The sequence below is a fragment of the Sulfitobacter sp. PM12 genome, from assembly GCF_045586035.1.
Classification (GTDB): domain Bacteria; phylum Pseudomonadota; class Alphaproteobacteria; order Rhodobacterales; family Rhodobacteraceae; genus Sulfitobacter; species Sulfitobacter pontiacus.
The window spans coordinates 2665078-2690585 of sequence record NZ_CP151529.1 but is presented as its reverse complement, the minus strand read 5'-3'; the positions used below and the strand labels follow the sequence as shown (position 1 = coordinate 2690585).

Here is a 25508-nt window from a genome sequence, read left to right as displayed (position 1 = left end):
CATCAAAGACGCGGCGCAGGTCAGAAAGGGCAGGTTAGCCCTGAAGCGATTTAACGCCGATCTCGTCTTCGGCTTGCGCCTTGATGGCCAGCGCTGCGGCATAGGCACCGGCGGCCGTGGTGAAATACGGGATCTTGTCATACAGCGCGATAGAGCGGATGGATTTGCTGTCCTCGACCGCCTGCGCGCCTTCGGTGGTGTTCATCACCAGTTGGATCGCTTCGTCCTTCATCATGTCGGTGATGTTCGGGCGCCCCTCGTAGACCTTGTTCACGATCTCGCAGGCGATGTCATGCTCTGTCAGCCAGGCGGCGGTGCCACGGGTGGCGCGCAGGGTGAACCCTTGCTCCAGCAGGATACGCGCGGCAGTCAGCATGTCGTCCGACTTGTCCATATCCTTGATTGAGAAGAACACACAGCCGTTGCGCGGCAGCGGGTTGCCCGCACCCATCTGCGCCTTGAGGAAGGCACGGGGGAAATCGCGGTCCCAGCCCATAACCTCGCCCGTTGACCGCATTTCCGGCCCAAGCAGCGTGTCGACGCCGGGGAAGCGGGCGAAGGGCAGCACGGCTTCCTTGACCGAGAACCAAGGCATGTTCGGGTCCGCCAGTGTCATTGGATCACCCAAAGGCAGCACGTCGTCATAGGCGGCATCCTCACGGTAGGGCGCGCGTTGCGGGAAGGCCGACAGCTTTTCGCCCGCCATGATCCGCGCAGCGATTGACGCAATCGCGCTGTCCGTCGCTTTGGCGACAAAGGGCACGGTGCGCGAGGCGCGGGGGTTGACTTCGATCAGGTAGATCTCGCCGTCCTTGACCGCGAACTGGATGTTCATCAGGCCCACTACATTCAATGCCAGCGCCAGCGCCTTGGTCTGTTTTTCGACCTCGGCAATGATCTCGCGGCTCAGCGAATAGGGGGGCAGCGAGCAGGCGCTGTCGCCCGAATGAACGCCGGCCTCTTCGATGTGCTGCATGATGCCCGCAACGTGGACATCCGTGCCGTCTGACAGCGCGTCTACGTCCAGCTCTACCGCGCCCGAGAGGTAGTGATCCAACAGCACGGGGCTTTTGCCCGATACGACCACCGCGTCGCGGATATAGCGTTCGAGGCTGGCCTGATCGCGCACGATCTCCATCGCGCGGCCGCCCAGAACGTAAGACGGGCGGATCACCAGCGGAAAGCCGATGTCTGCTGCGATCTCAAGCGCTTCGGCGTCGGAGTGGGCGATACCGTTATGCGGCTGTTTCAGGCCCAGCGATTGCACCAGCTGCTGGAACCGTTCGCGGTCTTCGGCAAGGTCGATCATGTCGGGCGTGGTGCCAAGGATCGGGATGCCCGCCTCTTGCAGCGCCTGCGCGATCTTCAGCGGTGTCTGGCCGCCGAACTGCACGATGACGCCGTGCAGCGTGCCGTTTTCCTGTTCGACCCGCAGGATTTCCATCACGTGTTCAAAGGTGACGGGTTCGAAATACAGCCGGTCCGAGGTGTCATAGTCGGTCGAGACGGTTTCGGGGTTACAGTTGACCATAATCGTCTCGTAGCCCGCGTCGGTCAGCGCATAGCAGGCGTGACAGCAGCAATAGTCGAACTCGATCCCTTGGCCGATCCGGTTCGGGCCGCCGCCCAGAATGACGACTTTCTGACGGTCGCTGGGGCGGGCTTCGCATTCAACCTCGTCAAAGGCGGGTGCCTCGTAGGTAGAATACATGTAGGGCGTTTGCGCTTCGAATTCGGCGGCGCAGGTGTCGATCCGTTTGAACACGGCCTTGACGCCAAGGTTCAGACGCGCGCGGCGCACGTTGTCTTCGTCGCGACCGGTCAGCGTGCCAAGGCGCGCATCGGTAAAGCCCATCATCTTGAGCTTGCGCATCCCGTCTTCGGTCAGCGGTAGCCCGTCTTTGCGGACCTGCGCCTCGGCGTCGACGATCTCGCGGATGCGGGCAAGGAACCACGGGTCGAACATGGTCACACCGTGGATATCCACGTCGGACATACCGTGTCGCATCGCCTGAGCAATGGTGCGCATCCGGTCGGGGGTCTGCTTGCTGATCGCGGCAATCAGCGCGGCTTCGTTTTGTGGTGCGTCGGCGGGCAGGTCACTGTCCAGACCGGGGATGTCGATTTCGTCAAAGCCGGTCAGCCCGGATTCCATCGACGCCAGCGCTTTTTGCAGCGACTCGTGGATCGTGCGGCCAATCGCCATCGCTTCGCCGACAGACTTCATCGCGGTCGTCAGGTAGGGTTCGGAGCCGGGAAATTTCTCGAACGCGAATTTCGGGATCTTGGTGACGACATAATCGATTGTCGGCTCGAAGGACGCAGGGGTCACGCCGGTGATGTCGTTGTTCAGCTCGTCCAGGGTAAAGCCCACCGCCAGCTTGGCCGCGATCTTGGCAATGGGGAAACCCGTCGCCTTGGACGCCAGCGCAGAAGAGCGCGATACACGCGGGTTCATCTCGATCACGACCATGCGGCCATCTTCGGGGTTCACGGCCCACTGCACGTTCGATCCGCCTGTTTCCACGCCGATTTCGCGCAGCACGGCGATCGAGTGGTTGCGCATGATCTGGTATTCTTTGTCGGTCAGCGTCAGGGCAGGGGCCACGGTGATCGAATCGCCTGTGTGCACGCCCATCGGGTCGACGTTCTCGATCGAGCATACGATGATCGCGTTGTCAGCGGTGTCGCGCACCACTTCCATCTCGTATTCTTTCCAGCCAAGCAGGCTTTCGTCGATCAGGATCTGCCCCATCGGCGACGCGTCCATCCCCGAGCGGCAGTAGAATTCGTAATCGTCGCGGTTATAGGCCACGCCGCCGCCGGTGCCGCCCATGGTGAAGGCAGGGCGGATGATCGCGGGCAGGCCGACATATTCCAGCGCGTCGAGCGCAAGCTGCACGCCCGCCGCAAGGTCTTTCTTACCGCTGGCGGCAACGGGCGCGGTGACGATGGTCGCCTTGGGGTTTTCGATGCCCAGACGGTCCATCGCCTCGCGGAAGAGCTTGCGATCCTCTGCCATTTCAATGGCTTCGCGTTTCGCGCCGATCATCTCGACGTTGAATTTCTCGAGCACGCCCATCTCTTCGAGCGCGAGCGAGGTGTTCAGCCCGGTCTGACCGCCCATCGTTGGCAGCAGCGCGTCGGGGCGTTCTTTCTCGATGATCTTGGCGACGATTTCTGGGGTGATGGGTTCGATGTAGGTGGCATCCGCCAGCCCCGGATCGGTCATGATCGTCGCAGGGTTGGAGTTCACGAGGATGACGCGGTAGCCTTCCTCTTTCAGGGCCTTACAGGCCTGCGCGCCGGAGTAGTCGAACTCGCACGCCTGACCGATGACAATGGGCCCCGCTCCAATGATCATGATCGACTGGATATCGGTTCTTTTTGGCATGGCTCAGGCCCCCGGATGTTTGCAAATTCTCCGCGTTATAGGCTTTGGGGGGAGAGGTGCAAGGGGGCATGTCGGGATATGGGGCGTGTTTTCAGGCAACACCCATGTGGCAGGGGCGCAGCACCGCCCGATGCGGTGCCGCTTTGCCTTACCCGAGCGTCAGGAAAGCGCGCAAAGACGCCTCGAAGTCGCGCGGCTTTTCTGCATGCAGCCAATGGCCTGTGCCCGGCAGCTTGGCAAAGCGCGCCTGCGGGAACAGCGCCTTGATCACGGGGCGGTCTTCGGGTTTGACATAGGTGGAGTTGCCGCCGGACAGGAACAGCACCTCCCCCTCGTATTGTCCATCGACCCCATCGGGCCAGCCGACGATCTTGGACATCTCTGCCTCAAGCACATCAAGGTTCAGCTTCCAAGTCTTGTTGGGCACATCCAGAGACTGGGTGAAAAAGCTTTGCAACGCAGGCTCGACCCCTGCAGCCGCCAATTGGTCAGAGGCGTCGGAGCGGCGGGTGAGCGTGGCCAGATCAACCGTGCGCATCGCATCGATAAACTCTTGCTGGCTGTGGCCATAGGCGACAGGCGCGATATCGGCGACCACCAGACGTTTCACGAGTTCGGGATGGTTCAGCGCCAGCATCATCGCCGCCTTACCGCCCATCGAATGCCCGCAGACGTCCATTGGCGCGCCAAGATGGGTGATGACCTCTGCCAGATCGGCGGCCATCTCGGGGTAGCTTTGCGTCTGCGCGCGCGGGCTGTCCCCGTGGTTGCGCATGTCGACGGTCACCACGCGGCGCTGGTCGGACATCCGTTTGGCGATCACGCCCCAATTGCGGCCTGACCCGAAAAGACCATGCACGATCAGCAGGGCAGGGGCGTCGCCTGTGGTGCCATATTCAGTGTAATTCAACATGCCCAAGATGTAGGGCCATTGCAGCCGATGTGCCAGACCGTTTAGGGTCGAAACATGCTGGATCAAAAAGACCTAGAGACCAAGGCACGTGAAATGCAGCGCGGCTTGCAGGCAAAGCTGGGTGTGCAGGGGCGCGATGTCTCTCATGCGTTGGCGCGCGCAGGGCGACGTCTGCCTGCGCGGGTGCGGCGTGAGGGCAAGGTCTTTGCACAGGCGGCTTTTATGGCGCGCAACCCTAAGATGGCACGCAGGCTCGAGGGGGCAACGGTGCAGTCCGCCTATGACCGCGTGATGGAGCATCTTGCCGGGATCGACGTGGCCGAACGGCGCAAGGACCGCTGGCTTGGTCTTGCGGCAAGTGTGGCGTTCAACTTGATTTGCGTTGCGGTGGCGTTCATCACATTTCTGTGGTGGCGCGGCTACGTCTGACGGGCGCTGCTGTTACGATCAAATACGCAAAAGCCCCGCTGCGGACCTGCAAGCGGGGCTTTGTTTCGAGGCGTGGTTTGTGGCGCTGCCCCGCCCTTGCGGGCCCCCCGGGATTTAATCCATTTGGAAGGGCCCGGGGCGCATTGCTTTAGAGGTTGGGGCTTCAGAGGTCGGGGTAGATCGGGAAACGGGCGCAGAGCGCTTCGACTTCGGCTTTGACCTTGGCTTCGACCTCGGCGTTGCCATCGGCACCATTGGCGGCCAGCCCGTCGACGACCTCGATGATCCAGTCGGCGATCTGACGGAATTCATCCTCACCAAACCCGCGTGTTGTTGCCGCAGGTGAGCCCAAACGGATGCCGGAGGTGACCATGGGCTTTTCAGGGTCAAACGGCACACCGTTCTTGTTGCAGGTGATATGCGCGCGGCCCAGGGCTTTTTCGGTGTCGTTCCCCTTGACGCCTTTGGGGCGCAGGTCGACCAGCAGCAGGTGGGTGTCGGTGCCGTGTGTGATCGTGTCGAGCCCGCCTTTGATCAGCTGGTCGCTGAGTGCTTGGGCGTTCTTGATGACCTGTTGGATGTAGGTCTTGAACTCGGGCTTGAGCGCTTCACCAAAGGCCACGGCCTTGGCCGCGATCACATGCATCAGCGGGCCCCCCTGAATACCGGGGAAGATGGCCGAGTTGAACTTTTTCGCCAGCGCTTCGTCGTTGGTCAGGATCATGCCGCCGCGCGGACCGCGCAGGGTTTTATGTGTGGTGGTTGTCGCCACATGCGCATGGGGGAAGGGGGACGGGTGTTCGCCCGCAGCGACCAGACCGGCAAAATGGGCCATGTCCACCTGCAGGTAGGCACCGACCATATCGGCAATCTCGCGCATCCGCTTGAAGTCGATCTGGCGCGGGATGGCGGAACCACCGGCGATGATCAGCTTGGGCTGGTGCTCCTTCGCAAGCGCTTCGACCTGGTCATAGTCAAGCTGGTTGTCTTGTTTGCGCACGCCGTACTGGATGGCGTTGAACCATTTGCCGGATTGGTTCGGCTTGGCCCCGTGGGTCAGGTGGCCGCCCGCGTCGAGGCTCATGCCCAGAATGGTGTCACCGGGTTGCAGCAGCGCGGTGAACACGCCCTGGTTGGCTTGGCTGCCCGAATTCGGCTGCACGTTGGCGAAGTCGCAGTTGAACAATTTGCACGCGCGTTCAATCGCCAGGTTTTCCGCCACATCGACAAAATCACATCCGCCATAATAGCGGCGGCCCGGGTAGCCTTCGGCGTATTTGTTGGTCATCACCGACCCCTGCGCCGCCATGACAGCCGCAGACACGATGTTTTCGGAGGCGATCAGTTCGATCTCGTTACGCTGGCGACCCAGCTCGTCTGTAATGGACCCAAAGATTTCGGGATCGGCTTCGGACAGGGGGGTGGTGAAAAAACCGGACATGGGCGTGGTTCCTTTGACTACGTGTGCGGGTTGCGGGCTATCTAGCTTAATCCGGCACGGGGGTGAAGGTCGTAATGCGCCGGTCGCACCGTCATATGCGGCAAAGCTGGTAGGTCGGCGCGATATGTGGTTCTTTTGACTGTGAATATCCCTCATTGGAAACATCCGCCCATGAAGATCGCTTTTATCGCCAGCCGCTCTGATGTTGCACAGGATGCGTTGACGGCGCTGAGCGCACGATACGGCAATGTCACGCGCGAGGAGGCAGAGGTCATCGTCGCCCTCGGGGGGGACGGGTTCATGCTGCAGGCGCTGCACGACTCGCAAGAGCTGTCGACGTCGGTCTATGGCATGAACCGCGGCACCATCGGGTTCTTGATGAACGCCTATGCCGAAGAGGATCTGGTGGATCGTCTGCGCGCAGCAGAAGAGGCGGTGATCAACCCGCTGGTGATGGTCGCCACACATGCGAATGGCGAGACCTCAAAGGCGCTGGCCTTGAACGAGGTCGCCTTGCTGCGCGAGGGACCGCAGGCCGCCAAGCTGCGGATCAGCGTCGACGGGCGCGTGCGGATGGAAGAGCTGGTCTGCGACGGGGCACTGGTGGCGACGCCTGCCGGGTCCACTGCCTATAATTACTCCGCGCACGGCCCGATCCTGCCGATTGGCGCGGATGTGCTGGCCCTGACGGCGATGGCGGCGTTTCGGCCACGGCGCTGGCGCGGGGCCTTGCTGCCGAAAACGGTGACCGTGCGCTTTGATGTGTTAGAGCCCGCCAAACGCCCTGTGATGGCCGACGCCGACGGGAATTCCTATCGCGATGTCGTCGCGGTCGAGATCACCTCGGACCCGTTGATCAAGCACCGTATCCTGTTCGATCCGGGCCACGGTCTGGAAGAACGGCTGATCAGCGAGCAGTTCAACTAATCCGCGTTTCAGACGGAACCGCGGTGCCTTTGGCGCGTTGATATTCCGAGACGCATGAGAGGCCGTTCAGGTGCTTTCATCGTTTGGAATTTTAGCAAAAGGAGACCTGACATGAATTGGGATACAATCAAAGGTAACTGGAGCCAGATGACCGGTAAGGTCAAAGAAGAATGGGGTGATCTGACCGACGATGACCTGACAGAAGCCGCCGGCGAACGCGACCAGCTGGTCGGCAAGATTCAGGCGCGCTACGGCGTTGCCAAAGACGAGGCGGAGCGTCAGGTAGACAGCTTCGTGGCCAAACACTAACTGGCCTAGATATCGAATAGAAAAGGCGGCTGTTACAGCCGCCTTTTTCGCGTTCTGGGGTGCCGGATCTATCAGGTGTCCTTGGCGTAGCCGATGGTTTGCAGCGCCGACTTAATCTCGTCCAGAATGGCCGGATCGTCGATCGTGGCGGGCAGTTTGAACGGCTCTGCATCGGCCAGTTTAACCATCGTCGCCCGCAGGATCTTGCCTGAACGCGTCTTGGGCAAGCGATCCACCACCAGCGTCATCTTATAGGCTGCCACTGGCCCGATCTGGTCACGTACCCGTTGCTGGCATTCGGCTGCAATCTCGGCATGGGGGCGGTCGACCCCTTTGGACAGGCACACAAACCCCATCGGGGCTTGGCCCTTCAGCGGATCGCTGACGCCGATCACGGCACATTCAGCCACATCGGGGTGGCCGGCCAGAACCTCTTCCATCGCGCCGGTGGATAAGCGGTGACCGGCGACGTTGATTACATCATCGGTGCGCGCCATGATATACAGATATCCATCCTCGTCGATCCTGCCCGCATCCCCCGTTTCGTAGTATCCGGGATAGGTCGTGAGGTAACTTTTGCGGAAGCGATCTTCGGCATTCCACAGGGTAGGCAGCGTGCCGGGAGGCAGGGGCAGCTTGATCGCGATAGACCCCAAAGTACCAGCGGGTTGCGGTTCACCCGCCTCGTTCAGGATTTGCACGTCATAGCCCGGCATCGGCACCGTGGGGGAGCCGACCTTGACCGGCAGCGCCTCTAGTCCGGCGGGGTTGCCGACGATGGTATAGCCGGTTTCGGTCTGCCACCAATGGTCATAGACGGGTATGCCCAGCTTTTCCTGCGCCCAGATCACGGTGTCTGGGTCGGCGCGCTCGCCCGCGAGATACAGCGCGCGCAGGCAGGAAATGTCGTATTTGCCAATCTCCTCGCCCGTGGGATCTTCGCGTTTGACGGCGCGGATCGCGGTGGGGGCGGTAAAGAAGCTGCGGACATTGTGTTCGGAAATGACGCGCCAGAAGGTGCCCGCATCGGGTGTGCCCACGGGCTTGCCTTCGAACACAACGGTGGTGTTGCCATGCACCAGCGGGCCATAGCAGATATAGCTGTGCCCCACGACCCAGCCCACATCGGAGGCGGCCCAGAAGACATCGCCCGGATCGACATTGTAGATGTTCTTCATCGTCCAGTTCAGCGCCACCAGATGCCCCGCGGTTTGGCGCACCACGCCCTTGGGCGCGCCGGTCGTGCCCGAGGTGTAAAGAATATAGGCGGGGTGGTTGCCCTCCACCGCGACGCAGGGCGCGGGGGTGGTGCCTTTTTGCGCCGCGTGCCAATCCAGATCGCGCCCCGGTGTCAGATCGCAGGGGGCCTGTTCGCGTTGCAGGATCAGGCAGAAATCGGGTTTGTGGTCGGCCTGTTCAATGGCCCCGTCAAGCAGCGGCTTATAGGCCACGACGCGTGCCGGTTCCAACCCGCAGGATGCGGCGATGATCGCTTTGGGGGTGCAGTCGTTGATCCGCACGGCCAGCTCGTTCGAGGCAAAGCCGCCGAACACGACCGAATGTACCGCCCCGATCCGCGCACAGGCGAGCATCGCCTCAAGCGCTTCGGGGACCATCGGCATATAGATGATCACGCGGTCGCCTTTGCCCACGCCATTGGCCTGTAGCGCACCGGCGACAGTGGCGACGCGGGTTTGCAGCTCGGCAAAGGTGATCTTGGTCTGGGTGCCGGTGATCGGGCTGTCATGGATGATCGCCACCTGATCGGCACGGCCGTTTTCCACATGGCGATCAACGGCATTATAGCACGCATTTACTTTGGCGTCGGCGAACCATTCGTACAGATCATTGCCCTTGTCGAACAAAGCCTGACGGGGCGCTTCCTCCCAATCGATGGCTTTGGACTGCTCTAGCCAGTAGGCTTCAGGGTTGTCCTGACAGCTTTTGTAAATGTCGTGATATCCCATATGCGGCTCCCTCCCGTGAACGCGAATACCATTTGGTAGGCCACGGCCGCGGGAAAGAGCAAGAGCTTGCGCCTATATCGCGGCCATCCGGCAACAAAGTTTACAGCCGCTCCCCCACGCGCGGTGTCAAAATTTACAAGCGCGTTTCGGCCTATTTCCGATAGCGCACAGAATTTCGCACAGCGCGTGTCGAATATGACTTACCGCGTCGAATTTGGATCAGATCGATCGCGCAAAGGGGCGCAGCATCACGGATAGGGACGGCATGTCGCCGCCCTTCGTCTTTGAACAAAGGTTCAGAACAATGGGTGATAAGCTCGCCAACAAGAAGAAAAAGGCCAAAGCAGACGCACGGCCTGCCAAGCCGATGCCAAGCAGCGTGTCTGACATCAAGGCACCCTTTGCGGCCAAGGGCACCAAACCGGCCAAGTAATTTCGGCCGGTTCCGGTCCATGCGCCGCCCCGCATAAGGGCGGCGTTTTCGCGCGGGGCGTCAGCCGTATTCGGCGACCGGCGTACCGGCGATCGCACCGACGTTTAGCAGCCCGCGCGCGGTGATCGACGGAGAGACGATATGAGCACGGTTGCCCATCCCCATCAGGATCGGCCCGACCTCAAGCCCGCCTCCCTTCATCTTCAGAATATTGCGCACGCCCGATGCCGCATCCGCATGGGCAAAGACAAGAACATTCGCAGCACCTTCCATCCGGTTCGAAGGCAGCAGACGGCTGCGCAGCTCGGGGTCGAGGGCGGCATCGATGTTCATCTCGCCCTCATAGCAGAAATCATGGTTGCCCGCATCCAGCAGCCGCAGCGCCGCGCGCAGACGTTTGCCCGACCCTTCGCCCTGATTGCCGAACTGGCTTTGCGAACACAGGGCGATCTTGGGTTCGATGCCGAAACGTTGCACGTGACGTGCAGCGCCGATGGCGATTTCGGCGATCTGTTCGGGGGTGGGGTGCAGATGCACCTGCGTATCCGCGATAAACAAGGGCCCATCTTCCAGGATCATCAGCGACAGGGCCCCATGGGGGCGCCGCCCGTCGCGACCGAGAACCTGTTCAATATAATTCATATGCCAGCGGAATTCCCCGAAGGTGCCGCAGATCAGACTGTCGGCCTCTTCTCGGTGCACCATCACTGCGCCGATGGCGGTGGTATTGGTGCGCATGATGGCGCGCGCGATATCAGGTGACACGCCGCGGCGGGCCATCAGGTTGTGGTAGGTCTCCCAATAGTCGCGGTAGCGCGGGTCGTTTTCGGGGTTCACCAGATCCACCGTCTCGCCCAGCTTGATTGTCAGACCAGCCTTTTCGATGCGCCGTTCGATCACCTCGGGGCGGCCGATCAGGATCGGGCGTTCCTTGGTCTCCTCAACCATAGCTTGGGCGGCGCGCAGCACGCGTTCGTCTTCGCCTTCGGCAAAGACGATCCGGCGCGGGGCCACGCGCGCGGCCTCGAACACGGGGCGCATCAGCATGGACGATTTGAAGACCGAGCTGTCCAGCTTGTGGCGATAGGCGCCCAGATCCTCGATCGGGCGGGTGGCGACGCCGGTGTCCATCGCGGCTTTCGCGACGGCGGTAGAGACGACCCCGATCAGGCGCGGGTCAAAGGGTTTGGGGATCAGGTAGTCGGGGCCAAAGGTCAGCTGTTCGCCCTGATAGGCGGCGGCAGCCTCGGCCGAGGTGGTGGCACGGGCAAGTGCGGCGATCCCGTCGATACAGGCGATCTTCATCTCGTCATTGATCGTGGTTGCCCCCACATCCAGCGCACCGCGGAAGATAAAGGGAAAGCACAATACGTTGTTGACCTGATTGGGAAAATCCGACCGGCCCGTTGCGATAATCGCATCAGGTGCCACCGCACGGGCCAGATCGGGCATGATTTCCGGCGTGGGGTTGGCCAGCGCAAAGATGATCGGCTGCGGCGCCATTTTCTGCACCATTTCGGGGCTCAGGACACCGGGGCCAGAGAGGCCGAGGAACAGATCGGCATCATGGATCACATCGGCCAGATCACGCAGGTCGGATTTCTGCGCGTATTCCGATTTGATCGGGTTCATGTCGATCTCGCGTCCCTCGTAGACCAGACCGTGAATATCACAAAGCCAGACGTTCTCGCGCTTCACACCGAGTTTCAGCAGCATGTTCAGACAAGCGATGCCCGCCGCGCCGCCGCCTGTGGATACGATCTTGATGTCCTCGAACTTCTTGCCCGCCACGAAAAGCGCGTTCTTCACGGCGGCCCCAACGACAATCGCGGTGCCGTGCTGGTCGTCGTGGAAAACCGGAATGTTCATCCGCTCGCGGCAGATGCGTTCGACGGTAAAGCAATCGGGGGCCTTGATGTCTTCGAGGTTGATCGCGCCGAAGGTCGGCTCTAGCGCGCACACCAGTTCGGCGAGCTTTTCGGGGTCATTCTGGTCCAGCTCAATGTCGAAACAATCGATATTGGCGAATTTCTTGAAAAGGACGGCCTTGCCCTCCATCACCGGTTTGGAGGCCAGCGCGCCGATGTTGCCGAGCCCCAGAACCGCCGTGCCATTGGTCACCACACCCACAAGGTTCGCGCGGGTTGTGTAATGCGCGGCAGTGGTCGGGTCGGCCTTGATCTCAAGGCAGGCTTCGGCCACGCCGGGGGAATAGGCGCGCGCCAGATCGCGGCCGTTCGCCAGTGGTTTGGTCGCGCGCACTTCGAGTTTTCCGGGCTTGGGGAAAGCGTGATAGTCAAGTGCGGCTTGGCGCAGATTGGGCGCATCGGTCATGTTTTGGCGGTCCTTTAAGAGAGTAGTTTAGCGTTAAACTATTTTGCCAGCCGCGCCAACACGACTTTTGGAGCGGGGCGTGTCACCGCCCATGCGGCGCAGATTATGGGGCGGGAAGGGGGCCAGCCCCCATCGTGGCAGGCCACGATTCCCCCGGAGTTTGTCTGGCAAAATGAAGCACGGCATTTTTCCGCTTTTGGCATCGCAACTTTGGCGAAAGGTTTTTATAGTTTTGTGAAACGTGGGGGAATTATGACCAGTGATTTGCGACAGCACGCCATCGCCGTGCAGGAAAATGCCTATGCGCCCTATTCCAATTTCAAAGTGGGGGCCGCGTTGCGCACCGCCTCGGGTGCGGTGTTTGTCGGCTGCAACGTGGAAAACGTCGCCTACCCGGAAGGCACCTGTGCCGAGGCCGGTGCCATCGCCGCCATGATCGCGGCGGGCGAGACGGCTTTTGTAGAGGCTTATGTGATTGCGGGCAGCCCCACGCCCGTCACGCCCTGTGGCGGCTGCCGTCAGAAACTGGCGGAATTCGGTCAGGGGGACGCGCGGGTGACGATGGCGACCCTGTCGGGCGTTGAAGAGGTGATGACCATGGCCGAGCTGTTGCCCGGTGCCTTTGGCCGCGCGCATATGGAGGGCTAAGCCATGGATGCCCGCGCGATCCTGTCCAAACTGCGGCACCGGCGGTCGCTGAACCGAGAAGAGCTTGTCTGGTTCGCGATGGCCCTTGCCGACGGGCGGGTCAGTGATGCGCAGGCGGGGGCCTTTGCGATGGGGGTCTGTCAGGTCGGGCTGAGCGATGTGGGCCGCGTTGCCCTGACGCTCGCCATGCGCGACAGCGGGCGGGTGTTCGACTGGGATCTGAACGGGCCGGTGCTGGATAAACATTCGACGGGCGGTGTGGGCGATTGCGTCAGCCTTGTGCTGGCCCCTGCCTTGGCCGCCTGCGGGGCTTATGTGCCGATGATCTCGGGGCGTGGGCTGGGGCATACCGGCGGGACGCTGGACAAGCTTGAGGCCATTCCGGGTGTGAATACCACATTGGACGAGGCGCAGTTTCGCGCCGTGGTGGCCGAGGCAGGCTGTGCGATTGTTAGTGCGACCGACGGTATCGCCCCCGCAGACAAGCGGCTTTATGCAGTGCGCGATGTGTCCTCGACCGTGGACAGCCTCGATCTGATCACCGCGTCGATCCTGTCGAAGAAGCTGGCGGCGGGGCTGGATGGTCTGGTCTTGGACGTCAAGGTCGGCAGCGGTGCCTTCATGAAAGATCTGGCGCAGGCGCAGGCGCTGGCGACGGCGTTGACCAAGACTGCGAATGCGAGTGGATGCCGGACGACGGCGGTTATCAGCGATATGAGCCAGCCCCTGGTGCCGAGCCTTGGGAACGCGCTGGAAGTGGCCGAGGTGATGCGCGTGCTGACGGGGCACAACAAGGGGCCGATTGTCTCGGTCTGTGCGGCTCTTGGGGGGGTGTTGCTGGCCAATGCAGGGCTGGCGGGCGATGTGCAGGTCGGGGCGGATATGATCGTGCAGGCAATCCGGTCGGGCCGCGCGGCGGAACGCTTTGGCGTGATGATCGCGGCCATGGGCGGGCCTGCGAAGTTTGTCGAAAACTGGACGCGGTTCCTGCCCGAGGCGACGATCATCGGAGAGGTCCCCGCACCGAAAACCGGATATGTGACCGCGATTGATGGGGAGGCCTTGGGCCTTGCCGTCGTCGCTTTGGGCGGCGGGCGCGCGGTCGAGACGGACCAGATCAACCCGGCCGTGGGGATTTCGGATGTCGTCCGCCTGGGGGCGAAAGTATCGTCCAAGGGGCCACTGGCGGTGGTTCATGCCGCCCGTGCCGGTGACGCAGAGCGGGCCGCACAGGCGGTGCGCGGTGCGATCACCATCGGCCCGAAGCCGGTCGCCGTGCCGGATTTGATTGTAGAGAGGGTCGGCTGATGGCGCGTGCTTTTCTGGTTGTGATGGATTCAGTCGGTATCGGCGGTGCCCCTGATGCGGATACCTTCTTTAACGGGCGTGTGCCGGACACCGGCGCGAATACCCTTGGTCATATCGCGCAGGCCTGTGCAGAGGGCCGTGCAGAAGACGGGCGCAGCGGCCCTTTGAACGTGCCGCATATGGCGTCGCTGGGGCTTGGCCCCGCGATTGAACTGGCCAGCGGGCTGCATATCGCAAGCCTTGATGACACCGTCAGCGGCACATGGGGCGCGGCGACAGAAATTTCGCGCGGCAAGGATACGCCCTCGGGCCATTGGGAATTGGCCGGCTTGCCGGTCCCGTGGGAGTGGCATTACTTTCCCGATGTGTCGAAGTCCTTTCCGCCCGCGCTGGTCGCGCAGCTTGCGGCCTTTGCCGGCACGGACGAGATCTTGGGGAATTGCCACGCCCCCGGCACCGCCATTATTGAGGAGTTCGGCGCGCAGCATATCAAGACCGGTTTCCCGATCTGCTATACCTCGGCTGACAGCGTGTTGCAGATCGCCGCGCATGAAGAGAGTTTCGGCCTGCAACGGCTGTTGGACCTATGCGAAAACATGGCCCCGATCGCGCATGAGATGAAAGTCGGACGGGTGATCGCGCGTCCCTTCATCGGGGATGCGCAAAGCGGTTTTACCCGCACCACCAACCGTCGTGATTTTGCGATCAAGCCACCCGCGCCGGTGCTGAGCAACTGGGTGCAGGACAGTGGTGCCCGTGTTTATGCCGTTGGAAAGATCGGCGACATTTTTTCGATGACCGGTTTTGACGAGGTGCGCAAAGGGTCTGACGAGACGTTGATGGGCCATCTTGGCGATCTGGTCGAGCACGCCGAAGACGGCAGCCTGACGTTTGCGAATTTTGTGGAATTTGACAGTCTTTATGGGCACCGGCGCGATGTGTCGGGCTATGCCCGCGCGCTTGAGTGGTTTGATGCCGAGATTGGTAAGCTGCTGGGGCAACTGCGTGACGGGGATTTGCTGGTGCTGACCGCAGATCACGGGAACGACCCGACATGGGTGGGCACCGACCACACCCGCGAACGGGCACCGGTTCTGGTGGCAGGGCAGGGTGCTGGCCGCTTGGGGCAGATCAGCTTTCGCGATGTCGCTGGGCTGGTGGCGCGGCATCTTGGGGTTGCGGTGCCCGACTGAACTCTGTTCGGCGGCGTATCGGTCGGGTGGGGGCCAGCCCCCATCGCGGCGGGGCCGCGATCCCCCCGGAGTTTGACTGGCAAAATGAAGCTGGCGAAGATGCGATGGTTGCGGGGCACGGCTTTTCGGGGCATGAGTTCAGCCAAGTAATATGGAGAGCGCCCCGATGTCCGATATCGTTGAACACCTGACCGTCGTTAATCATCCGCTGGTGCAGCACAAGCTGACAATCATGCGGGATAAATCCACATCGACCGCGGCGTTCCGCCAGTTGCTGCGCGAGATCAGCCAGCTTCTGGCCTATGAGGTGACCCGCGGCCTGCCGATGACGACCAAGCGGATCGACACGCCGATGCAGCCGATGGACGCACCTACGCTGGACGGCAAGAAGCTCGCGCTGATCTCTATCCTGCGGGCGGGCAACGGGTTGATGGATGGCGTGCTTGAGCTGATCCCGTCGGCACGGGTAGGCTTTGTTGGCCTGTATCGTGACGAGGAAACGTTGCAGCCGGTGGAATACTATTTCAAGGTGCCCGAGGGTATGGACGACCGTCTGGTGATCGCCGTGGACCCGATGCTCGCCACCGGTAATTCATCCGTGGCTGCGATCGACATGCTGAAGAAAGCCGGTGCGACCAATATCCGCTTCCTGTGTCTGCTGGCGGCCCCCGAAGGCGTGGCCCGCATGAAAGAGGCGCATCCCGATGTGCCGATCGTCACCGCGGCGGTCGACGAGAAGCTGAACGAGCAGGGGTATATCATTCCCGGGCTTGGTGACGCCGGTGACCGGATGTTCGGGACCAAGTAAGGCGCAAAATGGGCGATCCGGTGATCAGGGTGCTTTACTCTGAAACCGGGATCGCGCATGGTTTATGTACTACATTGTGTGGGGGCGCAGATGAAATTTACTAGTATTGTGGCAGTTGCGGCATTGATGACGACGTTTGGGGCAGGTATTTCCCAAGCGCAAAGCTTTCGCGATCAGCCGGCGGAATTCCCGTCGGCCTCGTATAAGGGCAAGCAATATGTCGACAGCAAAGGCTGTGTGTTTATTCGGGCCGGTATCGACGGCAATGTGACCTGGGTGCCGCGCGTGTCGCGCAAGCGTCAGGGGGTCTGCGGCTTCAAGCCGACCAATGTGCAGACAGCGGCCAGCGCGCCTGCCGGTGGTGCTGATGCGCCGGTGCAGATCACCGTAAACAACGCGCCCGCCGCGGCCAAACAGCCCACGGTTGCGGCACGCCCTCTGCCACAGCGCAAGGCCAAGCCGGTTGTTGTACGCCAGAAAGCACCCAAGCCGGTGCGCCAGCCGGTGCCACGCTCGGTCGACGTGCCGGCCGCACCGCGCGCGCAAGCGCCGGTGGCGGTGGCGCAGGTGCCGACCACCTGTGCCGGACGCTCTGCCATCAGCCAGCAATATTCCGGGTCGCGGACCAAGGGGCTCGCCGTGCGTTGCGGCCCGCAAACCGCGCCGATCCTGCCCTCCACCGCGCAGGCCGGGGCGGTGGCATCTGCGCCGTCCTATGGGGCAACCACAGGCAGCGTCACAACCACGGCGAGACCCGCAGCGGCGCATGCGCATACGCGGATCGTGCCGAAACATGTCGCGATCAACCGCCAGAACACCTATGCCAACGTCTCGGTGCCCAAAGGATACCGCCCCGTGTGGGAAGACGACCGTCTGAACCCCAAGCGGGCCGAACAGAACCTTGAGGGGCGGTCCAAGATGTTGTTGATCTGGACCAACACCGTGCCGCGCCGTCTAGTGAACCAAAGCACCGGGCAGGACGTGACCGCGCGTTTGCCGCTGGTCTACCCCTATACCTCGGTCGAGCAGCAGCGCCGCGAGTTGGGCGAGGTGAGCTTTGCCAAGCGCAACGGCCAACTGGTCAAACGTATCGTCCGCAACAAGAACGCAGCGCCTGCCGCGCGCAAGCCGGTCTACTCCAGCCGTTCGACCCCCAAGCCAGTCGCCACAGCCCCAGCGACCCCGCGTGCCGCAGGCAAGACCTATGTGCAGATCGGCGTCTATGGGGACAGCGCAAACGCGCAGCGTGCGGCACAGCGTATCGCGCGGATGGGGATGGGCGCGCGCATCGGTAAGTCCACCCGCGGCGGCAAGACCTATCTGTCGGTGCAGGCGGGGCCCTTTGGCACGTCCGCGGCCCCGGCGGCTTTGGGTAAGTTGCGCGGTGCCGGTTACGGCGATGCCTATATTCGCTGACGCAACCGCAGGACAGTGCAGATAAAAGGCCAGTCGGGGCGATCCGGCTGGCCTTTTACGTTGAAGGTCGGAGTGTGTATCTCTGCCTTAGCCGCCGCAGATATTTTGCAGCCGTAGCCAGTCGGCATCATTCAGCAGCGGGTCGGTTTCCTTGCCGTTCATCGGATCGCCTTCGATCAGGGGCAGCACCGTCTCTCCGGTGATGTCGCGGGCTTGCGCGTAAGGAGTGCTATGCAGGCGCTGTTTTTCGAAACGGGCAAGCAGGGCGTCAACGGGCGGTTCCGGCGCGGGTTCGGCCATCAGATGTTCGGCGTAGCGTGTGAGGGCCGCATCCGACACATCGCCGGTGGTCAGCAGGCGGAAGTTTTCGCGGATGCCGATGGTGGCGAGCATATGTTCAAGCGGGTCCGTGACGGCGCGTTTCGCTTGCTCCGCCAGAATATAGCCGCCCGCGATATCGGGAGACTCGTAATCCTCGAACAGGGTCTTGTTCAGCACGATCAGCCCGCCGGGCAGGTGCAGGCTGGGGCGGGTCATGGCGGGCAGAACCACCATCGGATCAGACGACAGCCGCGCGCCGAGCTTTGCCAGCGCCGTGCGCCCGCGGGCGTTGGTGCAGGCGGGGCCGGACACCCGTTCGATCTTTTTCAGCAGCGCCGCCCCGATGGAGGCGCGTTTGACCTTGGGCACCACCCGCAGCGTGTGATCTTGCAGCGCGCCCGGCAGCCAAAACAGCGCCACCGCCGCCACCACCAGCGCCGAGGTCAGCACCCCGGCAAAGCGCAGCCGCCCCGGGCGGGGGCGACGGCGTTCGACCACGCGGCGCAGGGTTTCGATGGCGTCGATCATCTCTCCCTCGCTGTCGGGGATTTCCAGCGTTTCACTGGGGTCGCCGTCGGGGTGGAAAATCGCAGGGCGGGTGCCAGGGTTTGACCGCGCCAAAGCCGCCAGTGACCAATGGGTCAGCGCCTGATCCTTGAGGTCGGAAATCACCAGTGTCGCATCGCCGATCGACACGATGACCTCGCGACGTTGGGCATCGGGGGCCGAACGCCATAGTCCGGTTGCTTCCAACCGGGCGTATTTGGAAAGGGCTGTCATATCCTGAAGTATAGTGCCTAACTGTTTTGGATAGTTTACCACCTGACACGGGTTGAGCAATGGGTGGACTTAAGACAGCATAGGAGAATTCGAAAGGAGCGTCCCATGCAGATCAAGCCCGCACATCCCGATGATGCCGCCAGACTTGTCGAGATCTGGTATCGTGGTTGGCATCAGGCCCATGCCGATGTCGTGCCGCCCGCCTTGACCGCCCTGCGCAGTTTCGAAGAGTTCACGATGCGGATGCGTGTGCACCTTAAGCATACGCAGGTGGTCTGGGTCGAAGGGCAGATCGCGGGGTTCTTCATGGTGGACCATGACGAGATCTACCAGTTCTATGTCAGTGATGCTTTTCAGGGCAGCGGTCTGGCGCAGCAGATGATGGCGGCGACCGAAGCAGAACTGGGACATGGGCTGAAATGGCTGGCCTGTTCGGTTGGCAACACCCGCGCCGCGCGGTTCTATGAGGCCTGCGGCTGGGTGCAGGCCGGCACGATCCCTTACGAGGTGGAAACCGGCGAGGGGCCGTTGCAGATTGACGTTTGGCGGTACGAAAAACGGCTCGGCCCGCAAGAGCAGGCAGAGGCGGTGATCGTCGCCGATCCGGTTGTCACACAGCGCGCGATGTAGACCGCACTAAAGCCTGGCGGCCTGTGCGCGCAGTTCGAATTTCTGGATCTTGCCGGTCGAGGTTTTCGGCAGCTCTTGAAACACCACGCGTTTGGGTGCTTTGAACCCCGCAAGCGTGTCGCGCGCAAAGGCGATCATGGCGGCTTCGTCCCCGCTCCGGCCCGGTTTTAGCTCGACAAAAGCACAGGGCACTTCGCCCCATTTCTCGTCCGGTTGCGCGACAACGGCGGCGAGGTTCACATCCGGATGGCCCATCAATACGCCTTCGACCTCGACGGACGAGATATTCTCGCCGCCCGAGATGATGATGTCCTTGGCGCGGTCTGCGATCTGCATATGTCCGTTTGGATGCTGCACCGCCAGATCGCCCGAATGGAAATACCCGCCCGCAAAGGCCGCGCGCGTGGCGGCGGGGTTCTTGAAGTATCCCTTCATCACCGAATTGCCGCGGATCATGATCTCTCCCTGTGTGGCAGCGTCCAGCGGGACCTGGGCCATTTCGCTGTCCATGACGGTGATCTCTTCCATCATCGGCATGGCGACGCCCTGACGGGCCTTGATCGCGGCGCGCTCGGCCCCTTGGGCGCTGTCCCATGCGGGGTCCCATAGACATTCAGTGACATGGCCGTAGGTCTCGGTCAGCCCGTAGACCTGCGTGACGTTGAACCCCAAAGCTTCGATCTTGGACAGGGTGGCAGGGGCAGGGGGCGCACCGGCGGTAAAGACCTCCACCTGATGATCAAAGGCGCGGCGTTCGGCTTCCGTTGCGTTCACCATCATGTTCAGCACGATGGGGGCACCGCCAAAATGGGTCACGCCTTCGTCGGCGATGGCGTCATAGATCGCAGCGGCAGTGATGTCGCGGCAGCAGACCAGTGTGCCCCCCAAGAGGGGCATCATCCACGTGTGGTTCCAGCCGTTACAGTGAAACAGCGGTACGATCTGCATGAACACGGGCCGCATCACCATACGCCAGCTGACCACCGTGCCCATGGTCATCAGATAGGCCCCGCGATGGTGATAGACCACGCCCTTGGGCCGCCCCGTCGTGCCAGAGGTATAGTTGAGCGCAAGGCTTTCCCATTCGTCCTGCGGCATGATCCAGTTGAACGCAGGGTCACCGGTGGCGATGAAATCATGGTATGTGGTGTGGCGACCCGTTGCCGGAAACCCCGCCGCGGGATCAGGGACTTCGATCAGCAGCGGGGGCGGGCCGTCGAGCGTTGCCCAGGCCGCCTCGGCCAGATCGACGAACTGCGTATCGACCAGCAGCACCCGCGCTTCGCCGTGGTCGAGGATGTAGCCCACCGTATCCACATCCAGCCGCGTGTTGATGGTGTTAAGCACGGCACCGCAGGCGGGCACGCCGAAATGCGCCTCTGCCTGCGCGGGGATATTGGGCAGGATCGTCGCCACAACCTGACCCGGTTCAACCCCCGCCGCCACCAAGGCCGAAGCAAGCTGCGAACAGCGCGCATGGTACTGCGCATAGGTCACCCGATGCGCGCCGTAGATCACCGCCGTCACATCGGCAAAGACATGGGCCGCGCGTTTCAGGTGCGACAGAGGCGTGAGCGGCACGTAATTCGCCGCGCATTTGTCCAACCCGTCTTCGTTCGTCATCCAGCCCATGGCGCACCCTGTCTTTTTTCGCTTTGTCCCGGTTACTATTGCGCAGCATCCCCCGTTTTGGGAAGGATGATAAAAGCAGGGCAGAGGCAGGATATGGGCACGAGCGTAAAGCGGCCAATCACAGATGCGGCGGGGCGGTCATGATCATCAGCCGCGGGCGCAACTACATCTTTGTGCATATCCCCAAGACCGGAGGTACGTCCCTTGCGCTCGCGCTGGAAGCACGGGCGATGAAGGACGATCTGATGCTGGGCGACACGCCCAAGGCGGTCAAGCGGCGCAAGCGTCTGTCAGGGGCGGCGTCGGCAGGACGGCTTTGGAAACACGCAACCCTCGCCGATATCGAAGGCGTGGTCACCCGCCAAGAGATTGCCCGGATGTTCGCCTTTGCGCTGGTGCGCAACCCGTGGGACCGGATGGTCAGCTATTACCATTGGCTGCGCGCGCAGGGGTTCGATCATCCCGCCGTGGGGCTTGCCAAGTCGCTGGCGTTTGACGCCTTCGTGCAGACGCCTACCGTGCAGGGCAGCCTTCTGGCCTCTCCCTACGGGTCATATCTGCGTGACGGCGCAGGCGAGGATCAAAGCAACCTGTTCATCCGGATCGAGCATTTCGCGCAGGACGCGCAGCCGCTGTTTGACCATCTGGGCTTTGATCTGACGTTGCCGCATGCGAATGCGTCTGACCGCGCGGCGGGCTATGGGGACTATTACACCCCCCAAACCCGCGACCTGATCGCCACGACCTGTGCCGAGGATATCGCGCGTTTCGGCTACAGCTTCGACGGCTGAGCGCGCGGGCGGTACATCCCCCGCAAAGCAAAACGGCCAGCAAGAACTGCTGGCCGTTTCCGTTTCTCTATCAGGCTTTGACGTCTCAGGCGGCTTTGGCGTCCGGCCCGAAGCGACCATAGAAGGTCTGGTTCTTCTCGGCCATTTCACGCAGCAGGTCAGGGCATTTGAACCGCTCGCCGAACTGCGCTTCCAGCTGGTCACAACGTTCCACGGCATAGGGCGTGCCGATGATGTCGAGCCAGCTGAACGGGCCGCCGGACCAAGGCGCAAAGCCCCAGCCAAGGATCGCGCCCACGTCGCCTTCGCGGATGTCTTCCAGCACGCCTTCTTCCAGCGCACGTACAGCTTCGAGCACCTGAACAAACATCAGACGGTCCTGCACGTCGCGCAGGTCTGGCTGTTCCTCGGCCAGCGGGAACTTGTCGTGCATCCCCTTCCAATAGCCCTGACGCTTGCCCTTTTCGTCATAATCAAAGAAGCCCGCGTTCGCCTTGCGGCCCAGACGACCCAGATCTTCCATCCAGAAAATCAGATCATCCGCTTGGCTGGCAGGATAGGCATTGCCCATGGCCGCCTTGGTCGCGCGAGCAATCTTGGCCCCCAGATCGATCGAGGTCTCATCGGTCAGCTGCACCGGCCCCACAGGGAAGCCCAAAAGCTGTGCCGCGTGATCGACCAGTTGCGGTGCCGCCCCTTCGGTGATCATCCGCGCGCCTTCGTTGGCATAGGGGATGATGCAGCGGTTGGCATAGAAGAACCGCGCGTCGTTGACCACGATCGGCGTCTTGCGGATTTGGCGCACATAGTCGAGCGATTTGGCCACCGCACGGTCGCCAGTCTCGGCCCCCTTGATGATCTCGACCAGCGCCATTTTCTCGACGGGCGAGAAGAAGTGGATGCCGATGAACTGATCCGCCCGGCTGGAGGCTTTGGCCAGCTCGGTGATCGGCAGGGTCGAGGTGTTGGAGGCAAAGATGCAATCCTCGGGGATCACGGCTTCGACCTTTTTGGTCATCTCGGCCTTGACGGCAGGGTCTTCAAAGACCGCTTCGATGATCAGGTCACAGCCTTTCAGCGCGTCCAGATCGGTGGTCGCGGTGATCAGATCAAGGGCGGCGGCTTTCTTTTCCTCGGTGGATTTCTTGCGCGCGATGCCCTTGTCAAAGAAGCTGGCGGAGTAGGCTTTGCCCTTGTCGGCGGCTTCTTGGGTCTGGTCGATCAACACGACCTCGATCCCGGCTTGCACGGAGACAAGCGTGATGCCCGCACCCATCATGCCAGCCCCCAGAACGCCCAACTTCTTGACGCGCTGGTCGGCAACGCCTTCGGGACGTACCGCGCCTTTTTCCAGCGCTTCCTTGTTCAGGAACAGCGACCGGATCATGGCAGAGGAGGACGGGTTCAGCAGGATGTTGGTGAACCAGCGCGCCTCGATCTTTAGCGCGGTATCAAACGGCACTAGCGAGCCTTCGTATACGGCGCTCAGCAGGGCCTTGGCGGCAGGGAAGGCACCTTGGGTCTTGCCGTTGACCATCGCATTGGCCCCGACGAAGGTCATGAAGCCCGCAGGGTGATAGGGGGCACCGCCGGGCATCTTGTAGCCCTTGGCGTCCCAGGGTTTCAGAATGTCCGCATCCTTGGCATTCAGCACCCATTCTTTCGCGGCGGCTACCGGATCAGCGACAACTTCGTCGATCAGACCGGCAGATTTCGCGGCAGCAGGGGCAACCATCTTGCCTTCCAGCAAGAAGGGCGATGCGGCCATCGCGCCGAGTTTGCGCGCCAGACGGGTGGTGCCGCCCGCGCCGGGGAAGATACCGACCATGATCTCGGGCAGACCGATACGGGCCTTGGGGTTGTCTGCGACAAAGATGCGGTGCGTGGCCAGCGGCAGTTCAAGCCCGATGCCCGCGGCAGTGCCGGGCAGGGCAGAGGCAATCGGCTTGCCGCCCTTGTTGGTCTTGGCGTCCATGCCCGCGCGTTCGATCTTGCGCAGCAGGGCATGCATTTTCATCGTGCCGTCAAACAGCCCCTGTGCGGGGTCGTCCCCTGCGTCTTCGCGCATCTTGGCGAGCAGGTTCAGATCCATACCACCGGCAAAGGACCCGTCCTTGCCAGAGGTGATCACGGCCCCCTTGATGGCGTCGTCGGACAGGACCGTGTCGATGATGCTGTCCAGCTCGGACAGGCCCTCGATCGACATGACGTTCATGGATTTTCCGGGCACGTCCCAGGTGATGATGGCGACGCCGTCGGCGTCTGTCTTCATGGTGAAATCGGTCATTTAAATCTCTCCCTGATTTGGAGTGTGTTACGAGCGCTGAGGCGTATAGTCAGCGAATTTTTCAAGCAGTGAGCGGATCAAGGCGATGGTGGCTTCGGGGCCTTTGTCGCAGTCTTCCTCGCTTAGCAGTATCCGTTTGAAGTCCTTGAACCGCTCGCGGTCATAGCTGTCGCTTGGATCGTTGCGATGCTTGAAGAACAGCGGCGGCGTGGCCTGATACAGGCGCACATATTGCCCCCCGCGTTCTTCTGCGAGCTTAAGGTCCCTCAGCCCACGCCGCGCTGCCAGTTCGGCCACGGCGTGGAAAGGATGCGGCTGGTCGCCCATCAAACGCGCTCGATGATGGTGGCGGCACCCATGCCGGAGGCGATACAAAGCGTGGCCATCCCGACTTCCTTGTCCGAACGCTCAAGCTCGTCCAGCAGCGTGCCGATGATCATCGCGCCGGTGGCCCCCAAGGGGTGACCCATGGCGATCGACCCGCCGTTCACGTTGACCTTGCTTTCATCGACGTCGAACGCCTGCATGAAGCGCATGACCACGGCGGCAAAGGCCTCGTTGACCTCGAACAGATCGATGTCGTTGATGTTCATGCCATTGTCGGCAAGGATCTTTTCGGTCACGGGAACTGGGCCGGTCAGCATGATGGTCGGGTCGGTCCCGATCTTGGCGGTTGCACGGATGCGCGCGCGTGGCTTGAGACCGTGTTTCTCGCCGAATTCCTTGTTCCCGATCAGGACAGCCGCCGCACCGTCCACGATGCCCGAGGAGTTCCCCGCGTGGTGGATGTGGTTGATCTTTTCGAGATGCGGATATTTCATCAGCGCGACCTTATCAAAGCCGGGCATGACCTCGCCCATCTGCTGGAACGCAGGGTTCAGCGACCCAAGCGACTGCATGTCGGTCTGGGGGCGCATGTATTCGTCATGGCTGAGGATCGACAGACCGTTCTGATCCTTGATCTCGATCACGGATTTATCAAAGCGCCCTTCGTCCCAGGCTTTCTTGGCACGCTGCTGCGACTGCATCGCCAGCTTGTCGGCCTCGTCACGGGTAAAGCCGTATTCGGTCGCGATGATGTCAGCCGAGATGCCCTGCGGCACGAAATACCGCTCCATCGCGAGCGAAGGGTCAACGGCAATCGCAGCACCGTCGCTGCCCATGGCCACGCGGCCCATCATTTCAACGCCACCGGCGATATAGCCCATGCCCGCGCCGCCGCGCACCTGGTTGGCGGCAAGGTTCACAGCTTCCATGCCAGAGGCGCAGAAACGGTTGATGGCAAGGCCGGGGATGCGTTCATCCAGATCGGATGCCAACACGGCAGAGCGCGCCAGACAGCCGCCCTGTTCCATCACCTGGGTCACGTTCCCCCAGATCACGTCCTCGACGGCATGGCCTTCCAGGTTGTTGCGCTCTTTCATCGCATTGAGCGTCAGTGCGGACAGGCGCAACGAAGTCAGTTCGTGCAGGGCGCCGTCTTTGCGGCCCTTGCCACGCGGGGTGCGCAGGGCGTCGTAGATATATGCTTCGGTCATGTGGTGTCT

21 protein-coding genes are annotated in these 25508 nt (G+C 62.0%); 11 read left to right on the top strand and 10 right to left on the bottom strand.

Annotation, left to right across the window (positions count from 1 at the left end):
- Positions 1 to 34 precede the first annotated feature (34 nt).
- Together carB and AADW22_RS13130 are read right to left on the bottom strand one after the other, a co-directional pair.
- Positions 35 to 3394 carry a carbamoyl-phosphate synthase large subunit gene (gene carB / locus AADW22_RS13135; protein ID WP_407473878.1) on the bottom strand — a complete coding sequence of 1120 codons (3360 nt, stop codon included), beginning with the start codon at positions 3392 to 3394 and terminating at the stop codon, positions 35 to 37.
- A 148-nt stretch (positions 3395 to 3542) separates the two neighbouring features.
- On the bottom strand, positions 3543 to 4307 hold the full coding sequence (locus AADW22_RS13130) for an alpha/beta fold hydrolase (protein WP_407474599.1): 765 nt from the start codon (positions 4305 to 4307) through the stop codon (positions 3543 to 3545).
- Between the two features lie 54 nt (positions 4308 to 4361).
- Here AADW22_RS13130 and AADW22_RS13125 point away from each other — a divergent pair, with 54 nt between their 5' ends.
- On the top strand, positions 4362 to 4736 hold the full coding sequence (locus AADW22_RS13125) for a hypothetical protein (RefSeq protein ID WP_180828006.1): 375 nt from the start codon (positions 4362 to 4364) through the stop codon (positions 4734 to 4736).
- Positions 4737 to 4899: 163 nt separating this feature from the next.
- On the opposite strand, the gene glyA is transcribed toward AADW22_RS13125, so the two are convergent.
- Positions 4900 to 6177 (bottom strand): serine hydroxymethyltransferase, encoded by a 1278-nt coding sequence (glyA, locus tag AADW22_RS13120; protein WP_132997743.1) that lies wholly within the window; start codon positions 6175 to 6177, stop codon positions 4900 to 4902.
- A 171-nt stretch (positions 6178 to 6348) separates the two neighbouring features.
- Between glyA and AADW22_RS13115 the strand changes: the two genes are divergently transcribed.
- Positions 6349 to 7104 carry an NAD kinase gene (locus AADW22_RS13115; protein ID WP_407473877.1) on the top strand — a complete coding sequence of 252 codons (756 nt, stop codon included), beginning with the start codon at positions 6349 to 6351 and terminating at the stop codon, positions 7102 to 7104.
- Positions 7105 to 7215: 111 nt separating this feature from the next.
- Positions 7216 to 7413 (top strand): CsbD family protein, encoded by a 198-nt coding sequence (locus AADW22_RS13110; protein ID WP_005849485.1) that lies wholly within the window; start codon positions 7216 to 7218, stop codon positions 7411 to 7413.
- 71 nt (positions 7414 to 7484) lie between these two features.
- Here AADW22_RS13110 and AADW22_RS13105 read toward each other — a convergent pair whose 3' ends face one another.
- Positions 7485 to 9380, bottom strand: coding sequence for a propionyl-CoA synthetase (locus AADW22_RS13105; protein WP_407473876.1), 1896 nt, complete (start codon positions 9378 to 9380; stop codon positions 7485 to 7487).
- A 304-nt stretch (positions 9381 to 9684) separates the two neighbouring features.
- Here AADW22_RS13105 and AADW22_RS13100 point away from each other — a divergent pair, with 304 nt between their 5' ends.
- On the top strand, positions 9685 to 9813 hold the full coding sequence (locus tag AADW22_RS13100) for a hypothetical protein (RefSeq protein ID WP_005849481.1): 129 nt from the start codon (positions 9685 to 9687) through the stop codon (positions 9811 to 9813).
- Positions 9814 to 9873: 60 nt separating this feature from the next.
- Here AADW22_RS13100 and AADW22_RS13095 read toward each other — a convergent pair whose 3' ends face one another.
- Positions 9874 to 12147 (bottom strand): NADP-dependent malic enzyme, encoded by a 2274-nt coding sequence (locus tag AADW22_RS13095; protein ID WP_037944737.1) that lies wholly within the window; start codon positions 12145 to 12147, stop codon positions 9874 to 9876.
- Positions 12148 to 12399: 252 nt separating this feature from the next.
- Between AADW22_RS13095 and AADW22_RS13090 the strand changes: the two genes are divergently transcribed.
- The 5 genes from AADW22_RS13090 to AADW22_RS13070 all read left to right on the top strand — a co-directional run bounded on the left by AADW22_RS13090 (position 12400) and on the right by AADW22_RS13070 (position 17520).
- Complete coding sequence (locus AADW22_RS13090) at positions 12400 to 12795, top strand: cytidine deaminase (protein ID WP_132997742.1); 396 nt, start codon at positions 12400 to 12402, stop codon at positions 12793 to 12795.
- 3 nt (positions 12796 to 12798) lie between these two features.
- A complete protein-coding gene (locus AADW22_RS13085) occupies positions 12799 to 14103 on the top strand; it encodes a thymidine phosphorylase (RefSeq protein WP_243250613.1) in 1305 nt (434 codons plus the stop codon).
- Positions 14103 to 15296, top strand: a complete 1194-nt coding sequence (locus AADW22_RS13080; protein ID WP_407473875.1) for a phosphopentomutase — start codon at positions 14103 to 14105, stop codon at positions 15294 to 15296. The genes AADW22_RS13085 and AADW22_RS13080 overlap by 1 nt, the downstream gene beginning before the upstream one ends.
- A gap of 166 nt (positions 15297 to 15462) precedes the next feature.
- Entirely contained in the window at positions 15463 to 16104 is a 642-nt protein-coding gene (gene upp, locus AADW22_RS13075) for a uracil phosphoribosyltransferase (protein WP_005849474.1), read from the top strand.
- 90 nt (positions 16105 to 16194) lie between these two features.
- A complete protein-coding gene (locus tag AADW22_RS13070) occupies positions 16195 to 17520 on the top strand; it encodes an SPOR domain-containing protein (RefSeq protein ID WP_348000909.1) in 1326 nt (441 codons plus the stop codon).
- Between the two features lie 87 nt (positions 17521 to 17607).
- Here AADW22_RS13070 and AADW22_RS13065 read toward each other — a convergent pair whose 3' ends face one another.
- Positions 17608 to 18621 (bottom strand): hypothetical protein, encoded by a 1014-nt coding sequence (locus tag AADW22_RS13065; RefSeq protein WP_037966171.1) that lies wholly within the window; start codon positions 18619 to 18621, stop codon positions 17608 to 17610.
- Between the two features lie 105 nt (positions 18622 to 18726).
- On the opposite strand from AADW22_RS13065, the gene AADW22_RS13060 reads away from it, so the two are divergent.
- Positions 18727 to 19251, top strand: a complete 525-nt coding sequence (locus AADW22_RS13060; protein WP_005849471.1) for a GNAT family N-acetyltransferase — start codon at positions 18727 to 18729, stop codon at positions 19249 to 19251.
- A gap of 6 nt (positions 19252 to 19257) precedes the next feature.
- Here the strand turns inward: AADW22_RS13060 and AADW22_RS13055 are convergent, their stop codons facing one another.
- Positions 19258 to 20883, bottom strand: a complete 1626-nt coding sequence (locus AADW22_RS13055; RefSeq protein WP_407473874.1) for an AMP-binding protein — start codon at positions 20881 to 20883, stop codon at positions 19258 to 19260.
- A gap of 140 nt (positions 20884 to 21023) precedes the next feature.
- Between AADW22_RS13055 and AADW22_RS13050 the strand changes: the two genes are divergently transcribed.
- Positions 21024 to 21674, top strand: a complete 651-nt coding sequence (locus tag AADW22_RS13050) for a sulfotransferase family 2 domain-containing protein (protein WP_304950969.1) — start codon at positions 21024 to 21026, stop codon at positions 21672 to 21674.
- A gap of 85 nt (positions 21675 to 21759) precedes the next feature.
- Here AADW22_RS13050 and AADW22_RS13045 read toward each other — a convergent pair whose 3' ends face one another.
- Genes AADW22_RS13045 through AADW22_RS13035 form a run of 3 tightly spaced genes read right to left on the bottom strand, consistent with a single transcriptional unit; the run spans position 21760 to position 25499 of the window.
- Positions 21760 to 23961, bottom strand: a complete 2202-nt coding sequence (locus AADW22_RS13045; protein WP_407473873.1) for a 3-hydroxyacyl-CoA dehydrogenase NAD-binding domain-containing protein — start codon at positions 23959 to 23961, stop codon at positions 21760 to 21762.
- Between the two features lie 27 nt (positions 23962 to 23988).
- Positions 23989 to 24288 carry an acetyl-CoA acetyltransferase gene (locus tag AADW22_RS13040; RefSeq protein WP_317938505.1) on the bottom strand — a complete coding sequence of 100 codons (300 nt, stop codon included), beginning with the start codon at positions 24286 to 24288 and terminating at the stop codon, positions 23989 to 23991.
- Positions 24288 to 25499: an acetyl-CoA C-acetyltransferase gene (locus AADW22_RS13035; protein ID WP_132997737.1), complete on the bottom strand. Its 1212-nt coding sequence runs from the start codon at positions 25497 to 25499 to the stop codon at positions 24288 to 24290. The genes AADW22_RS13040 and AADW22_RS13035 overlap by 1 nt, the downstream gene beginning before the upstream one ends.
- Between the last annotated feature and the right edge of the window lie 9 nt (positions 25500 to 25508).

Bases quoted from the DNA above. Each gene is read 5' to 3' on its own strand.
- AADW22_RS13060 (WP_005849471.1), top strand. From the start codon at position 18,727: ATGCAGATCAAGCCCGCACATCCCGATGATGCCGCCAGACTTGTCGAG.
- AADW22_RS13130 (WP_407474599.1), bottom strand. From the start codon at position 4,307: ATGTTGAATTACACTGAATATGGCACCACAGGCGACGCCCCTGCCCTG.
- carB (WP_407473878.1), bottom strand. From the start codon at position 3,394: ATGCCAAAAAGAACCGATATCCAGTCGATCATGATCATTGGAGCGGGG.
- AADW22_RS13045 (WP_407473873.1), bottom strand. From the start codon at position 23,961: ATGACCGATTTCACCATGAAGACAGACGCCGACGGCGTCGCCATCATC.
- AADW22_RS13125 (WP_180828006.1), top strand. From the start codon at position 4,362: ATGCTGGATCAAAAAGACCTAGAGACCAAGGCACGTGAAATGCAGCGC.
- glyA (WP_132997743.1), bottom strand. From the start codon at position 6,177: ATGTCCGGTTTTTTCACCACCCCCCTGTCCGAAGCCGATCCCGAAATC.
- AADW22_RS13055 (WP_407473874.1), bottom strand. From the start codon at position 20,883: ATGGGCTGGATGACGAACGAAGACGGGTTGGACAAATGCGCGGCGAAT.
- AADW22_RS13050 (WP_304950969.1), top strand. From the start codon at position 21,024: ATGATCATCAGCCGCGGGCGCAACTACATCTTTGTGCATATCCCCAAG.
- AADW22_RS13095 (WP_037944737.1), bottom strand. From the start codon at position 12,147: ATGACCGATGCGCCCAATCTGCGCCAAGCCGCACTTGACTATCACGCT.
- AADW22_RS13040 (WP_317938505.1), bottom strand. From the start codon at position 24,288: ATGGGCGACCAGCCGCATCCTTTCCACGCCGTGGCCGAACTGGCAGCG.
- AADW22_RS13085 (WP_243250613.1), top strand. From the start codon at position 12,799: ATGGATGCCCGCGCGATCCTGTCCAAACTGCGGCACCGGCGGTCGCTG.
- AADW22_RS13100 (WP_005849481.1), top strand. From the start codon at position 9,685: ATGGGTGATAAGCTCGCCAACAAGAAGAAAAAGGCCAAAGCAGACGCA.
- AADW22_RS13080 (WP_407473875.1), top strand. From the start codon at position 14,103: ATGGCGCGTGCTTTTCTGGTTGTGATGGATTCAGTCGGTATCGGCGGT.
- AADW22_RS13105 (WP_407473876.1), bottom strand. From the start codon at position 9,380: ATGGGATATCACGACATTTACAAAAGCTGTCAGGACAACCCTGAAGCC.
- AADW22_RS13065 (WP_037966171.1), bottom strand. From the start codon at position 18,621: ATGACAGCCCTTTCCAAATACGCCCGGTTGGAAGCAACCGGACTATGG.
- upp (WP_005849474.1), top strand. From the start codon at position 15,463: ATGTCCGATATCGTTGAACACCTGACCGTCGTTAATCATCCGCTGGTG.
- AADW22_RS13090 (WP_132997742.1), top strand. From the start codon at position 12,400: ATGACCAGTGATTTGCGACAGCACGCCATCGCCGTGCAGGAAAATGCC.
- AADW22_RS13110 (WP_005849485.1), top strand. From the start codon at position 7,216: ATGAATTGGGATACAATCAAAGGTAACTGGAGCCAGATGACCGGTAAG.
- AADW22_RS13035 (WP_132997737.1), bottom strand. From the start codon at position 25,499: ATGACCGAAGCATATATCTACGACGCCCTGCGCACCCCGCGTGGCAAG.
- AADW22_RS13115 (WP_407473877.1), top strand. From the start codon at position 6,349: ATGAAGATCGCTTTTATCGCCAGCCGCTCTGATGTTGCACAGGATGCG.
- AADW22_RS13070 (WP_348000909.1), top strand. From the start codon at position 16,195: ATGAAATTTACTAGTATTGTGGCAGTTGCGGCATTGATGACGACGTTT.